This is a genomic window from Marinobacter nauticus (genome assembly GCF_003634635.1).
In the GTDB taxonomy this organism is placed as follows: Bacteria; Pseudomonadota; Gammaproteobacteria; order Pseudomonadales; family Oleiphilaceae; genus Marinobacter; species Marinobacter nauticus.
In genome coordinates this window covers 22,743-37,805 of sequence record NZ_RBJB01000005.1, presented here as the reverse complement: position 1 = coordinate 37,805, position 15,063 = coordinate 22,743, and the positions used below count along the sequence as shown (strand labels likewise).

The window sequence follows — 15,063 nt, the reverse complement described above, 5'->3', positions numbered from 1 at the left end:
CTGATCTTCAAACGACAGAACCCGCAAGCGCCAGCGCACTGGCGAATTGCGGGTTCTGGTTTCCGGCTACTCAGTGGCTGATCAGCTCACCTTTCCGCAGCATTGCTTGTACTTTTTGCCAGACCCGCAGGGGCAAGGCTCGTTACGACCGACCTTGCGCTCCTGGCGGACAAAGGTCTCCGGGGTTGCCTGCTGGGCCTGCTGGCCATCGTCACCCTCACCTTCTGCCTGGGCAGCACTGGCCTGCTCGTGGCGGAGTTTGGCGCGCGCCATTTCCCGCTCCAGCTCTTCCTTGCGTCGACGTTCGATTTCCGCCATTTCCTCCTGGCTCTGAACCCGCACATGGCACAAAACCCGGGTAACGTCACGCTTCATGGTATCGAGCATGGTTTCGAACAGGTTAAACGCCTCGCGCTTGTATTCCTGCTTCGGGTTCTTCTGAGCGTAGCCACGCAGATGGATACCCCGGCGCAGGTGATCCATGTTGGACAAATGCTCCTTCCACAGGGTATCCAGCACCTGCAGGAACACCTGCTTCTCAAACTTGCGCATGGCTTCGGAACCGGCCACTTCTTCCTTGGCCTTGTACTCAGCCACAATGGCATCGAGAATCTTCTGGCGAAGATTGTCTTCATACAGTTTATTGTCGTCCTTCAGCCACTGCTGGATGGGCAGCTCAATCGCCATCTCGGACTGCAACTGAGCCTCCAGCCCCTGCACATCCCACTGTTCGGGCATGCTTTGCGGCGGAATAAAGTCACTGACCACCGAATCCACGACGTCTTCGCGAATCGTATCGATCATCTCGGAAATGTCGTTGGACGCCATCACCTCGTTGCGCTGCTCGTAGATGACCGTACGCTGATCGTTGGCGACATCGTCGTATTCAAGCAGCGTTTTACGCATATCGAAGTTGCGGCCTTCGACCTTGCGCTGCGACTTTTCAATGGCATTGGTGACCATCCGGTGCTCGATGGCTTCACCTTTCTTCATGCCCATGGCCTGCATCAGATTCTTCACGCGCTCCGGCGCAAAGATCCGCATCAGGTTGTCCTCCAGCGAGAGGAAGAATCGGGAAGAGCCCGGATCCCCTTGACGACCGGCACGACCACGGAGCTGGTTATCAATCCGGCGGGACTCGTGGCGCTCGGTACCGATGATGTGCAGGCCACCGGCGTCCAGTACCTGGTTGTGGCGCTCAGTCCACTCCGCCTTCATGCGAGCCACTTCTTCTTCCGAGGGATTATCCAGGGCCGCAACTTCGTACTCCCAGTTGCCACCGAGGACAATATCGGTACCCCGACCCGCCATATTGGTAGCAATGGTAACGGCACCCGGCCGCCCTGCCTGGGCAATAATCAAGGCTTCCGATTCGTGCTGTTTGGCGTTCAGGATCTTATGGTCAATGCGTGCCTTCTTCAGCAGCATGGACAGAAGTTCGGAGGCTTCGATGGACGCGGTGCCCACCAGAATGGGCCGGCCTTCTGCGGTCACATCCTTGATTTCATCGATGATAGCGTGGAATTTCTCTTCCTGGGTCAGGTACACCAGGTCGTTGTAATCAATCCGCTGAATAGGCTTGTTCGGCGGAATAACCACCACGTCCAGGCCGTAGATCTGGCGGAATTCGAATGCTTCGGTATCGGCGGTACCGGTCATACCGGCCAGCTTGTCATAGAGACGGAAATAGTTCTGGAAGGTCGTCGACGCCAGCGTCTGGCTTTCGGCCTGAATCTTGAGCCCTTCTTTTGCTTCAATCGCCTGATGCAGACCTTCGCTCCACCGGCGTCCGGGCATGGTCCGGCCAGTGTGTTCATCTACGATCACCACCTGACCGCCCTGGACAATGTAATCCACGTCTTTCTGGAACAGGTGATGGGCTCGGAGCGCCGAGTGCACATGGTGCAGCAAGCTCAGGTTGGCGGCCGAATACAGGCTTTCACCCTCCTTCAGCAGGCCCTGACCAAGCAGCAGATCTTCAACCTTCTCATGACCGGATTCGGTCAGTTCAACCTGACGGGATTTCTCATCAATGGTGAAGTCACCGGAGGATTCACCTTCCTCGCTCACCTCGCCTTTCTCAAGACTCGGCACCAGAGCATTGACGGCCTGATACAGTTTGGAAGAATCCTCAGCGGCACCGGAAATAATGAGCGGGGTACGGGCCTCGTCGATCAGGATGGAATCGACTTCATCGACAATGGCAAAGTTAAGACCGCGCTGAACCTTGTCCTCAATGCTGAAGGCCATGTTGTCGCGCAGATAGTCGAAACCGAACTCGTTATTGGTGCCATAGGTGATATCGGCCTGATAGGCTGCACGCTTTTCTTCCGGCGGCTGGCCCGACGCCACCACTCCCACCTGCATGCCGAGGAAACGGTAAAGTTTGCCCATCCATTCGGCGTCACGGCGAGCCAGGTAATCGTTCACGGTTACCACGTGCACGCCTTTACCGGGAAGCGCATTCAGGTAGACCGCGGCGGTAGCCACCAGAGTTTTCCCTTCACCGGTCTTCATTTCGGCGATTCGACCTTCATGCAGGGTCATGCCCCCGATGAGCTGGACATCGTAGTGGCGCATGCCCATCACCCGGCGGCTGGCCTCCCGCACTGTGGCAAACACTTCAGGCAGCAGGCTGTCCAGCGCTTCACCTTCATCAAGTCTGCGCCGGAACTCAGCGGTCTTGCCTTGCAACTCGGTGTCAGACAATGCGCCAAACTGTTCCTCAAGTTCATTGATGCGCGTGACAACTTTGCGCATCCTCTTGATTTCTCTGGCGTTCTTACTGCCGAACATCTTGGTTGCAAGCTTTGTGAACATAGACCACTGCTTCTTCAGTTAAACGGAGGAAGCCGGCATTCTAACCTTATTTGGCGACAGGACAAAAGGCGGGGTTCACGGGAATGGAATCAGCGGCTTGCGCGCTGGATGTATTTCACGGGATTTTCGGATTTACCATTGCGGATAACTTCAAAATGCACGTGGGGGCCGGTGGACCGGCCGGTGCTGCCCATCAGTGCAACAACCTGGCTTTTCTGCACCACATCCCCAACCTTAACCTTGATGCTCTTGGCATGGGCATAACGGGTAACCAGGCCGTCGCCATGGTCGATTTCAACCAGATTTCCGTAGCCATAGCGCTCGTCCGCCCAGGTTACAACACCAGCCGCCACGGCAATAATATCGCTGCCTTCCTTGCCTGCCAGATCAACACCGGCATGCCAGGTACGTTTTCCGGTAAAAGGATCCGAGCGGTATCCGTATTTGGACGAGAGCCAGCCCCAGGTGATCGGCCGCCCCTGCACATAGAGCTCATCTTCCAGCTTTTTGCGGGAAGCGACTTTATCGAGCAGGCGCAGTTGCTTTTCGCGATCGTTGATCTGCTGTTCCAGCTGATTGATCATGTCCGTCAGCTCGGGAGCCGTGTAGGAATCCCCGGGTAGCGCATCTTCTTCTGGACCACCAACCGCTGCCGGCTTGTCAAAATTGAATTCATCGCTGGCGACCATGCCGGTTTCCACGAATCGCTGGCCGAGCGCATCCAGGCGTAGCAGACGACCCTGAATCTGGCCCAGCCGAAGGGTCAGCGCATCAATCTGCTGCTGCACGTTCTCACGAACCCGGGCGACTTCGTCCTTCTGATCTTGCAGCCTTTCTTTCCAGCCGGCCACAAGCTCAGACTCGGTGGGTTGCCGGGCTTCAAACTGACTGATCGCCATCTGGTAGCCAGCCCATCCGGCTGCCGCCAGCGTTGCCAACACCAGAAAGACCAGGCCACACAACAGCGGCCCATTCAGCGGTATTGCCCTGGACTGACCGTGACGTTTGCCTACGAAAATTACGTTCATATCGTCTTTCGGTTTCATTGTTGAGCCGCAACCGTATCCCTGTAGTGCTGCGACCCGGAAATATTCCGAGCGGGTCTGCTATCCTTGGCAACAACTACGTACTGAATAATCGCAGCGCCCGGTAGACTCTCTCACTCGTGACAATGTAAAACGAGAGTAACAATGGCGCTACGCACAAAGCGTGCCGAAGTGTAACCAATCGTAAACAGGCTCGTCGAGAAAAAAGCGACCATGACGGAAAAAAATGATCAAAAAATGATCTTCGGCAAAGGATCGGCTGGCAACAATACGCTGAAAGAGCTGATGTCCAAAGCCGAACTGCACCTGCAGGCCGAACAACTGGTACTCGCGGCCATTCCCGCAGAACTGTCCGAGGGTACCCGATTTGTCAGCTGCCGGGAGGGGGAACTGGTGCTGTCCACTGATAACGCGAGCAAAGCCACGCGACTGCGCTTCCGCCAGCACGAGATCATGTCGGCACTGAGGGAGAATGAACTGTTCCGCTACGTCTGGAAGGTCAGAATCAAGGTCAGCCCACCCAGATTCGCCAGCCGACGCAAACCGGTAAAAGAGCCGCTCAGCAAAGAAAATGCCCGGCTCCTCCAGGAGGAAGCCGGGCACACGAAGGATAAAGCTCTACGCGAGGTTCTCGAAAAACTCGCCAGCCACGTCCGGGATTAAGGCTTCCCGCCTTAACCCGCCGCCAGCACAGGTTTCATGTAAGAGATAGGCGCAGTGGCTTCATCATCGAAGGTCACTACTTCCCATGCATCTTCTTCTGCCCTGAGCTTGCGCAGCAGCTTGTTGTTCAGGTCGTGACCTGATTTGATACCACGGAACTCACCAATCAGGCTGTTGCCCAACAGATAGAGATCGCCGATGGCATCCAGTACCTTGTGCTTGACGAACTCGTCATCGTAGCGGAGACCGTCCTCATTGAGGATCTTGTAGTCGTCCACCACAATCGCATTATCCACGCTGCCACCCAGTGCCAGGTTCATCGCTCGCAGCTTTTCGATATCACGCATGAACCCGAAGGTTCTGGCGCGGGACACTTCCTTCACAAAGGAGGTGCTGGAAAAGTCCACGGTCGCTGTCTGGGCACGGCCCTTGAAGACCGGGTGATCAAAATCAATCCCGAAGCTCACCTTGAAGCCTTCGAACGGCAGGAAGGTGGCTTTTTTGTCGCCCTCTTCCACAGTGACTTCGCGCTTGATGCGGATAAAACGCTTGGCCGCTTCCTGCTCGGAGATACCGGCAGACTGAAGCAGGAACACGAACGGCCCGGCAGAGCCATCCATGATCGGCACTTCTGCAGCGCTGAGCTCGACAAAACAGTTGTCGATGCCGAGACCAGCCATGGCGGAGAGCAGATGCTCTACCGTCGCCACACGGACACCGTCTTTTACCAGCGTCGTGGACAGCATGGTCTCACCCACATTCTCCGCACAGGCACGGATTTCGACCATCGGGTCGAGGTCCGTGCGGCGGAAGATGATCCCCGTGTCGACGGGTGCTGGCTTCAGGGTCAGGTATACCTTTTCCCCGGAATGCAGGCCAACACCGGTCGCGCGGATGGTGTTTTTGAGTGTCCGTTGTCTGATCATCGGTTCATTATTCCGTCACAAAAAGTCGATATTCTGAGCAAAAAACTGCCCGGAGAATATCAGAATTCAAGACTGAGTACCATTTAACCAACATGACTTTACTTAACTTTTGCAATAGTCATGAGCTATGGCATATCAGTTCAACTTAGGCGGAAGCTTGTGCTTTCTGATTGACAGTAAAGCCAGCTCTGCCACGGTTGAAACAGATTATCAATCAGCCTGCCGGCGAAGGAATGCGGGAATATCGAGATAGTCCACACCCTGCTCTTCGCTTTCTTTGCTCTGATCCAGCGCCACATTACCCTGGGCAACCGCACGACGACGCAACACGGCCGGGCGATCCAGCTGGTTGTAATCGGTCTTGCCATCGAGGGTACGGGTGTTGTCCACCACCTTGGTCGGCTTCTCGCGCTCGCCACCCAGGCCAGTCGCCACAACAGTAACCTTGAGCTCGTCGGTCATTTCCGGATCGATCACAGTGCCGACCACCACAGTGGCTGAATCGGACGCGAATTCGCGCACAATGTCGCCCACTTCGGAGAACTCGCCCAGGTTCAGGTCCATACCAGCGGTGATATTGACCAGAATACCCTTGGCACCCTGCAGGTTGATATCTTCGAGCAGCGGGCTGCGAACCGCGGCTTCTGCAGCTTCACGGGCACGATTCTCGCCGGTGGCGCGACCGGTACCCATCATCGCCATGCCCATCTCGGACATAACCGTTTTCACGTCGGCAAAGTCGACGTTGATCATACCGTTGCGGGTAATCAGGTCAGCAATGCCCTGAACCGCACCCAGCAACACATCATTGGCGGAGGCAAAGGCATCCAGCAGGCTGGTTTTCTTGCCCATGACTGCCAACAGCTTTTCATTGGGAATGGTAATCAGGGAGTCAACGCTCTCTTCCAGTTCCTTCAGACCGGCTTCAGCCACGCTCATGCGCTTGCCGCCTTCAAACTGGAACGGCTTGGTAACCACCGCAACCGTCAGGATACCCAGCTCACGGGCAACTTCAGCAACCACGGGGGCTGCTCCGGTACCGGTACCGCCACCCATGCCGGCGGTGATGAACACCATATCGGAGCCGCTCAGAGCTTCGGCAATACGGTCACGGTCTTCCAGTGCAGACTGGCGACCGACTTCCGGATTGGCACCCGCACCCAGGCCTTTGGTGATGTTGCCACCCAGCTGAATAATCTGACGTGCGTCCAGGTCCTTCAGGGCCTGGGCATCTGTGTTGGCGCAGATAAATTCAACGCCTTCCACGTCGCTGTTGAGCATGTGACGAACGGCGTTGCCACCGCCACCGCCAACACCGACGACCTTGATAACTGCGTTCTGCTGAACATTATCAACGAGTTCAAACATTTCCCCTACTCCTTCGTGCTGTGTCCGACCTTTCCAGGCCGGTTGCTTCAATCGTTGTGTTTTTTTCGAGAGACCTTCGTGTACTGCAACCGGAACACCGTCAGAAATGACCGGTGAACCAGGCTTTCATGCGCTCAACCAGCGAGGGAGCCTCCTCCCCCTTGAGCACCGGCGCCCGGCCAAGATCCATTTGCCGGAAGCCATGGATCAACAATCCGACGCCAGTGGCGTATATCGGGTTGTTGACCACTTCCGTCATACCGGAAACCGCCTGCGGACAGGCCAGTCTTACCGGCATGTGGAAGATTTCTTCAGCCAGCTCCACCACCCCTTCCATGGTGGACGAGCCGCCTGTAATCACGATGCCTGCCGGGATCAGATCCTCGAACCCGGACCGGCGTAACTCAGACTGCACCAGCGTGAACAGCTCCTCATAGCGGGGCTCAACGACCTCCGCCAGAGCCTGACGCGAAAGATCCCGCGGAGCCCGGTCTCCCACGCTGGGAACCTTGATGGTTTCTTCCGCACCCGCCAGTTGGGTCAGGGCGCAGGCGTACTTGATCTTGATTTCCTCGGCATTCTGGGTGGGCGTGCGCAACGCCATGGCAATGTCGTTGGTCACCTGGTCACCGGCGATCGGGATGACGGCGGTATGGCGAATTGCCCCGCCCGTGAACACGGCAATGTCGGTTGTACCACCACCGATATCCACCACACAGACGCCCAATTCCTTTTCATCCTCGGTCAGGATGGCGTGGCTGGAAGCCAGTTGTTCCAGAATGATGTCGTCCACTTCCAGCCCGCAGCGTTTGACACACTTCTCGATGTTCTGGGCCGCATTCACGGCACAGGTCACCAGGTGAACTTTGGCCTCCAGCCGCACACCGGACATCCCCATCGGTTCCTTGATGCCCTCCTGGTTATCGATGACGAATTCCTGAGGCAGGATGTGCAGGATTTTCTGGTCCGCCGGAATCGCCACCGCCTGGGCAGCGTCAATCACCCGGTCAATATCCGCCTGGGTGACTTCCCGGTCCCGGATCGCCACGATGCCGTGGGAATTCAGGCTCTTGATGTGGCTGCCAGCAATACCGGCGTACACCGAATGAATGCGACACCCCGCCATCAGTTCAGCCTCTTCGACTGCGCGCTGAATGGCCTGTACCGTGGTTTCAATGTTCACCACTACACCGCGTTTGAGCCCCCGGGACGGGTGTGAACCGATACCGACTACTTCGATGGTTCCATCCATCTTGCGCTTGCCGACTATCGCCACCACCTTGGAGGTTCCAATATCCAGGCCGACAATCATGTTTTCCGTTTCAACCGATGACATGTGTTTCACCAAACCCCAGGTTCGTAGTAATCGTTATCAGGATTTCGGAGCAGCCTGAGCCACGTCCGTCTTCCACTGCACCGCTACCCCGTTCGAGTAGCGGACATCTATCCGGCTGACCTCATCAACCCGCGAGGCCAGACGGTTCTCATAAATGGTGATAAAGCGTTCAAACCGTTGTTCTACCTGATCTCGCCCCAGCACCACTTCGATGCCATTGCTGAGAGTCAGGGTCCAGGCGCCACGTTGCTCCAGCGCCAGTCCGGCAAAACCCAGGCCATATCCCACCAACTGCTCGCTCATGGTTCGGGCCATACCGATCACGTCCCTGACCCGCTCATCCGGCCCAGCCAGACGAGGCAGCTTTCCGGCCACCCCCGGATTCGGCGGCGAGAACAGTTCGCCTGAACGGCTCACCAGTCGACCATCGGTCCAGTAGGCCAATGGCTTCTTTTCCCGAATATCGATTTCAAGACGGCCTGGCCAGACTCGCTTTATCGCTGCCGACGCCACCCAGGGGCGCCGTTCCAGTTCAGCCTTGATGTCAGCCAGATCGGTGGCGAAATAGCTTTTGCCAATCCAGGCGCCGGCCGCTCGCTCAATAGCCGTCTGGCTGTCGCCAACAAATTCGCCCCGCACATCCACCGCCAGGATCTGCTGATCCATGGCGGTCAGCATCCGGTCCGTTGCCCAGGGCACCATGGCGGCCAGAAGTACCACCGTTGCGCCCAGGCCGACCTGCAACCAGGGTACGGCCGACAGCACAGCTTTCAACACACCAAACCGGTCCCGCTCAGGCCCGACAGAGGTTGCCCCCCGGCGGCGTGGCGGTTCGGGCGGTACCGCCCGGCTCCGGATCAGCAACGTCTCAAGCATCGATGCCCTCCGCCAGCGTATCCCTGAGAATTCGCACCACCAGTTCTTCAAAACTGATGCCGGCCGCCTTTGCAGCCATCGGCACCAGGCTGTGGTCCGTCATACCGGGAACCGTGTTCACCTCAAGCAACCAGAACTCACCGGTCCGGTCCTGCATGATGTCGACCCGTCCCCAGGTGCGACAGCCCAGCACCCGGAAGGCATCCAGGGCCAGATGCTGCAATCTCAATTCGTCATCCGGCGCCAGACCACAGGGAATACGGTACCGGGTATCGTCCGCCAGGTACTTGGCGTCATAGTCGTAAAAGGCGTGATCGGTGCTCAGGCCAATCGCCGGTAACGCTTTGTCCTGTAGCAGGCTGACGGTAAACTCCGGCCCTTCGATCCACTGCTCTACCAGCACCAGATCATCCAGCCGGGCTGCCGCCTCATAGGCTTCAGCCAGCTCTGCCGCGCTGCTCACTTTACGGATACCGATACTCGAACCTTCGTGGGCCGGTTTCACACTCAGGGGCGCCCCCAGTGCCGTCACAACGTCCTCGGCCTCGCTCACGGAGGTCATGGCACGAAATGCCGGCGTAGGCAGCCCACAACCTTCGAACACATACTTGGTGCGCAATTTGTCCATGGCCAGTGCCGATGCCAGCACTTCACTGCCGGTATAGGGAATGCCTGCCTGCCCAAGGATCGCCTGAAGGGTCCCGTCTTCGCCACCACGGCCATGAAGGGCAATGAACACGCGATCGAAATCGGGTTCGTCCACGGTCCGCAGCAGACAGCCCCGAATGTCCCGGCCAACCGCATCAATACCCGCCGATTGCAGCGCTGCCAGCACGGCTTTGCCACTTTTCAGGGATACTTCCCGCTCGGCGGAATCGCCCCCCATGAACACAGCCACGCGCCCCAGTGCCCGAACCAGTTCGGGGGGTGCCTGATACGGCTGAATGTCGTTGTGGGTCAGATCACTCACTTGCCTTGACTCCTGCTGCTGCCAGCCTTGCTGCTACGCCACCGATATCGCCGGCCCCCTGGGTGATCAACAGATCACCATCCTGCAGGACATTGGCCAGCAGACTCTCGATTTCACGGTTATCTTCAACGAACACGGGTTCTACCTTGCCCCGCTGCCGGATGCTCCGGCACAAAGCCCGCCCGTCTGCTCCCGGAATAGCCGGCTCACCGGCGGAATACACATCCATCAGCAACAGCCCATCCACTTCGGACAATACCCGCACGAAATCCTCATATAGATCCCGGGTCCGGGTGTATCGGTGTGGCTGATACAGCATCACGATCCGGCGCTGGGGCCAGGCTTCGCGGGCAGCCCGGATAACGGCCTCCACCTCGGTGGGGTGGTGGCCGTAGTCGTCCACCAGCGTCGCTGCTGCTTTCGGTGTCTGATACTCGCCATACACCTGGAACCGACGGCCAACACCGGCAAATCCAGCCAGCCCGCGGCAGATGGCCTGGTCGTCCACCCCCTCGTCGGTCGCCACGGCAATCGTTGCCAGGGCGTTAAGAACGTTGTGACGACCCGGCATTTTCAGCTCCACCTGGAGATCCGGCCGACCACCAGGGCGACGAACCAGAAACCGGGTCTTCAGACCATCAGAGGTAATGTTCTCCGCCCGGTAATCAGCATCAGGATTGTCGATGCCATAAGTGATAATGGCCCGGGAAATGCGTGGAATGATCTCCTGAACGTAGTCGTCGTCCACGCACATAACCGCAACACCGTAAAACGGCAGGTTGTGCAGGAAGTCCACGAAGGTCTGCTTGAGCTTTTCGACATCCCCACCGTAGGTGTCCATGTGGTCAGCTTCAATGTTGGTGACCACAGAAATAACCGGTGTCAGATGCAGGAACGACGCATCGCTTTCGTCGGCTTCTGCCACCAGGTAACGGGAACCACCCAACTGGGCATTGGTTCCGGCGCTGTTGAGTTTGCCACCGATCACAAAGGTGGGGTCCAGTCCGGCCTCTCCCAACACGGAGGCAATCAGGCTGGTGGTTGTGGTTTTGCCGTGGGTACCAGCCACAGCGATACCATGGCGATAGCGCATGATCTCCGCCAGCATCTCGGCCCGGGGTACAATCGGTACCCGCCGTTCACGGGCAGAGACCACTTCCGGGTTGTCGCCGGCAACGGCCGAAGACACTACCACCACGTCGGCCTGATCGGTGTTTTCGGCGCGATGACCGATGTACACATCGACATGCATTGCCCGCAGGCGCGCAGTAACAGCACTGTCCCGGATATCAGAGCCAGATACGTCATAGCCCTGGTTCTTCAGGACTTCGGCGATACCGCTCATCCCGGCACCACCGATCCCGACAAAATGGATGCGGCGGATCCGGCGCATTTCCGGCACCTGATAGACCAGTGGCGGATTGGTTGCATCAGCCATTGGCGGCCTCCAGACAGTAATTCACGACTCTCTCCGTTGCATCAGGGCGGGCCAGCGAGCGGGCGGCCTTCGCCATAGTCAGAATTCGTTTTCGATCTGTTGCCAGATCTTTCAGGGTTTCCGCCAGCACCTCCGGGTTCAGCTTTGGCTGCGGAACCAGAATGGCCGCCCCGGCTTTCACCATGTGCTGGCCGTTCCGGGTCTGGTGGTCATCGACCGCGTGGGGGAATGGCACCAGCACCGCGCCAATTCCCGCCGCACAGAGCTCAGACACCGTCAGCGCTCCGGCACGGCAGATCACCAGATCAGCCCAGCCATAGGCCTCCGCCATATCGCGGATAAAGGGCTCAATGCTGGCACTGACTCCGGCTTCGTCGTAGGCCGCCCGGGCCGCCTCGAGATTCTTCTCACCGCATTGATGCCGAACATCCGGGCGATCAGCCTCCGGCATCAGCGCCAGGGCCCGGGGCAGCTGCTGATTGAACACCTGTGCTCCCAGGCTGCCACCAATAACCAACACCCGGAGCCTGCCACTTCGGCCCGCCAATCGTTGTTCGGGGGCGTCCATCGACGCCACTTCGCCCCGCACCGGATTGCCAGTACAGCGGGTAACCGTCTGGTCACCAAAACTGTCAGGAAACGCCTCAAGCACCGTTTCGGAAAAACGTGTGAGCCAACGGTTAGTCATTCCAGCGATGGCGTTCTGTTCATGAATCACCAGCGGCTTACGCATCAGCCAGGCGGCAATACCACCCGGCCCGGTGACAAAACCGCCCATACCTACCACGCAGTCGGGGCGGATCCGGCGCAAATGGGTGTAGGCTTCGCCCAGGGCGCGCATCAACCGGAACGGTGCCAGCAGCAGCGCCAGCTTGCCTTTACCGCGCAGGCCGGAAATGTGAATGAGCGACAGCGGAATATCGGTGTCTCCAATCAGACGTTCTTCCATGCCGCCGCTGGCCCCGAGCCAGTGCACCTCGTGCCCCCGTTGCTGCAACGCGCGGGCTGTGGCCAACGCAGGAAACACATGGCCGCCGGTGCCGCCAGCCATCATCAGGAAGCGACGGCGAGGTGAATCAGTCATACACTGCTCCTCCTTTGCGTCCGCTGCTCTTTGTTTCCGATGCCACCCTGGCCCGATCCTGCCGCTCCAGCTCTACCCGGGCGATAACCGCGATACCAATGCAGGTAACCATCAGGCTGGAGCCGCCATAACTGACCAGCGGCAAGGTCAAGCCTTTGGTTGGCAGGAGCCCAGTACTCACCGCCATGTTGATGCCCGCCTGCAATCCGATCAGCAGCGTGATGCCGTAGCTGAAACAGGCGCCGAACGCCATGCCGGCTTTCTCCGCACGCCGGGCAATCACCAGGCCACTGACCACCAGCGCCGCAAACAGGCCGAGCACCACCAGCGCTCCAAGCAAACCGAATTCCTCGGCAATAATCGCGTAGATAAAGTCCGTATGGGCCTCAGGCAGGAAGAACAGTTTCTGTACCGAGTTGCCCAGACCAACACCCACCCACTCGCCTCGACCAAAGGCAATCAGTGACTGGGTGAGCTGATAACCGCTGTCGAACTGGTCTTTCCAGGGGTCGAGATAGCTGACCACCCGCTTCAGTCGATACGGTTGGGTGACCACCAGAACCGTACCCAGGGCCGCCAGTACGCCAATCAATGGCATAAAACGGCTTAGCCTTACGCCGCTGAGAAAAATCATGCCCGCTGCCGCCGTCACCAGAACAACCGTTGCGCCGAAGTCGGGCTGGATGACCAGTAACACCGACGCCACCCCCAGAACCCCGAGAGGTTTCAGAAAACCTGGCCAGGTATGGAGCAGCTCCTCCCGCCGACGAACCACGTAACCCGCCAGGTAGGCGATGAGGCAGAGTTTGGCGACTTCAGACACCTGCACATTGAACAGCCCCATGGGAATCCATCGGGTAGAACCATTGACGGTGCGGCCGAGAGGAGTAAGCACCAACACCAACACCAGAAGTCCAATGCCCAGCAACAACCAGCCACTGCGTTCCCACCAGGATACCGGCACATTGACAGCGACAAGGGCGGTGGCGCAGCCAAACCCGGCGAACAGAATCTGGCGAATAACGTAGTGGTAACTGTTGCCCAACGTGGCGGCCGCCATGTCCATCGACGCAGACGAAATCATCACCACACCAGTCACCAGCAAGGCCACGGAGGTAATAATCAGCACCGGCAGCGGCTGCAACTCACCCGCCATACCCTGATAATGAGGAACGCTGACGCCTGCCTGCATCACAGCCCCTCCACCAAAGCGCGGAACTGTTCGCCGCGATCGTTGTAATCCCGGAACATGTCAAAGCTGGCACAGGCTGGAGACAACAGCACCCGATCGCCCGGCTCCGCCGCCTGGCGGGCAAGGCTGACCGCCTCTTGCAGTGACGTTGCGCGATACTGCGGCACTGACACGCCTACCGCCTCGGATATCTTGCCGGCATCGCGTCCAATCAGCACCAAGGCACGACAGCATGCGGCCACCGGCTCTGCGAGCGGCTGAAAATCCGCGCCTTTGCCATCTCCGCCTGCGATCAGGATCACCTTGCCTGAATCCGGCACCAGGCTTTCAATGGCGGCTACCGTGGCACCAACATTGGTACCTTTGGAATCATTGATGTAATCCACGCCATTCAGGTTGCGGACGAATTCACAGCGATGGGGCAGCCCCCGGAAGCTGCGGGCCACCTCCAGCATCGGCTCCATGGCCAGGCCAGCCGCATGCCCCAGCGCCAGGGCGGCCATCACGTTGCTGATGTTATGCCTGCCCATCAACTGGAGTTCACTGGCCAGCAAAAGGTTATCCAGGCCCCAGGTAATCCAGGTGCCCTGGTCATCATCCCGGGTGCTGAAGGTCTCCGGATTCACCCGGTTAAAGCCAAAACACAGAAACCTCAGGGTATCCCGAGCCATGGGCGTGCTCAGGGCATCGTCGAGGTTCACGATGGCATTTTTGCAGCCACGGTAGATCCGTTGCTTGGCCTGGAAATACGCCATCTTGTCCGGGTACCGGTCCATGTGATCATCGCTGACATTCAACACAGTGGCCGCCAGCGCCCCGAGTTCTTCAGTGGTCTCCAGCTGAAAACTCGACAGCTCCAGTACATAGAGATCCGCACCCTGGTCCAGCAAATCCAGCGCGGGCGTACCGATATTGCCGCCCACCTGCACATTGCGGCCCGCAGCTCGTGCCATTTCCCCGACCAGGGTTGTTACCGTGGTTTTGCCGTTAGAGCCGGTGATGGCAATGATCGGCGCGTCGGCCGCATCGGCGAATAAATCGATGTCGCCGCGAATCCGGGCGCCCCTGGCCGCCGCACCGGCAATCGCCGGCTCTGCAATACTGATTCCCGGGCTGACTACCAGCTCATTGAAACCGGCAAACAGGTCCTCACCAAACTCGCCCAGGTAAACCGGGACGTCTGGCCAACCGGCCTTCAGCTCATCCAGGCCTGGTGGCTGAAGGCGACTATCAGCCACAGCAATCTCACGCCCCTGCCCGGACAGGTAACGCACGCAGGAAAGCCCGGTCTTACCGAGCCCTACGATTAACGCGCGACGATCCGAAACAATGACACTCATAGCC

At 58.4% G+C, this 15,063-nt stretch carries 11 protein-coding genes and 1 pseudogene; 1 reads left to right on the top strand and 11 read right to left on the bottom strand.

Annotation, left to right across the window (positions count from 1 at the left end):
* Positions 1 to 81: 81 nt before the first annotated feature.
* The gene (secA, locus tag C7436_RS15150; RefSeq protein ID WP_121208351.1) at positions 82 to 2,820 is read right to left on the bottom strand and encodes a preprotein translocase subunit SecA; all 2,739 of its coding nucleotides are present in this window, start codon (positions 2,818 to 2,820) and stop codon (positions 82 to 84) included.
* 89 nt (positions 2,821 to 2,909) lie between these two features.
* The gene (locus tag C7436_RS15145) at positions 2,910 to 3,848 is read right to left on the bottom strand and encodes a M23 family metallopeptidase (protein ID WP_370257491.1); all 939 of its coding nucleotides are present in this window, start codon (positions 3,846 to 3,848) and stop codon (positions 2,910 to 2,912) included.
* A gap of 231 nt (positions 3,849 to 4,079) precedes the next feature.
* Here C7436_RS15145 and C7436_RS15140 point away from each other — a divergent pair, with 231 nt between their 5' ends.
* Complete coding sequence (locus C7436_RS15140; RefSeq protein WP_011785904.1) at positions 4,080 to 4,529, top strand: DUF721 domain-containing protein; 450 nt, start codon at positions 4,080 to 4,082, stop codon at positions 4,527 to 4,529.
* A gap of 11 nt (positions 4,530 to 4,540) precedes the next feature.
* On the opposite strand, the gene lpxC is transcribed toward C7436_RS15140, so the two are convergent.
* The 9 genes and pseudogenes from lpxC to murD all read right to left on the bottom strand — a co-directional run bounded on the left by lpxC (position 4,541) and on the right by murD (position 15,059).
* Entirely contained in the window at positions 4,541 to 5,455 is a 915-nt protein-coding gene (gene lpxC, locus C7436_RS15135) for a UDP-3-O-acyl-N-acetylglucosamine deacetylase (protein WP_011785905.1), read from the bottom strand.
* 378 nt (positions 5,456 to 5,833) lie between these two features.
* A pseudogene (ftsZ, locus tag C7436_RS15130) lies at positions 5,834 to 6,823 on the bottom strand (cell division protein FtsZ); the annotation flags it as partial.
* A 100-nt stretch (positions 6,824 to 6,923) separates the two neighbouring features.
* Entirely contained in the window at positions 6,924 to 8,159 is a 1,236-nt protein-coding gene (gene ftsA, locus C7436_RS15120) for a cell division protein FtsA (RefSeq protein WP_011785907.1), read from the bottom strand.
* A gap of 36 nt (positions 8,160 to 8,195) precedes the next feature.
* On the bottom strand, positions 8,196 to 9,035 hold the full coding sequence (locus C7436_RS15115) for a cell division protein FtsQ/DivIB (RefSeq protein ID WP_121208349.1): 840 nt from the start codon (positions 9,033 to 9,035) through the stop codon (positions 8,196 to 8,198).
* Positions 9,028 to 10,005, bottom strand: coding sequence for a D-alanine--D-alanine ligase (locus C7436_RS15110; RefSeq protein ID WP_121208348.1), 978 nt, complete (start codon positions 10,003 to 10,005; stop codon positions 9,028 to 9,030). The genes C7436_RS15115 and C7436_RS15110 overlap by 8 nt, the downstream gene beginning before the upstream one ends.
* Positions 9,998 to 11,443 carry a UDP-N-acetylmuramate--L-alanine ligase gene (gene murC / locus C7436_RS15105; RefSeq protein WP_121208347.1) on the bottom strand — a complete coding sequence of 482 codons (1,446 nt, stop codon included), beginning with the start codon at positions 11,441 to 11,443 and terminating at the stop codon, positions 9,998 to 10,000. Before murC ends, C7436_RS15110 begins: the two co-directional genes overlap by 8 nt.
* Positions 11,436 to 12,527: an undecaprenyldiphospho-muramoylpentapeptide beta-N-acetylglucosaminyltransferase gene (gene murG, locus C7436_RS15100; RefSeq protein WP_014420636.1), complete on the bottom strand. Its 1,092-nt coding sequence runs from the start codon at positions 12,525 to 12,527 to the stop codon at positions 11,436 to 11,438. The genes murC and murG overlap by 8 nt, the downstream gene beginning before the upstream one ends.
* Positions 12,520 to 13,719: a putative lipid II flippase FtsW gene (ftsW, locus tag C7436_RS15095; protein ID WP_121208346.1), complete on the bottom strand. Its 1,200-nt coding sequence runs from the start codon at positions 13,717 to 13,719 to the stop codon at positions 12,520 to 12,522. The genes murG and ftsW overlap by 8 nt, the downstream gene beginning before the upstream one ends.
* Positions 13,719 to 15,059, bottom strand: a complete 1,341-nt coding sequence (murD, locus tag C7436_RS15090) for a UDP-N-acetylmuramoyl-L-alanine--D-glutamate ligase (RefSeq protein WP_121208345.1) — start codon at positions 15,057 to 15,059, stop codon at positions 13,719 to 13,721. Before murD ends, ftsW begins: the two co-directional genes overlap by 1 nt.
* Between the last annotated feature and the right edge of the window lie 4 nt (positions 15,060 to 15,063).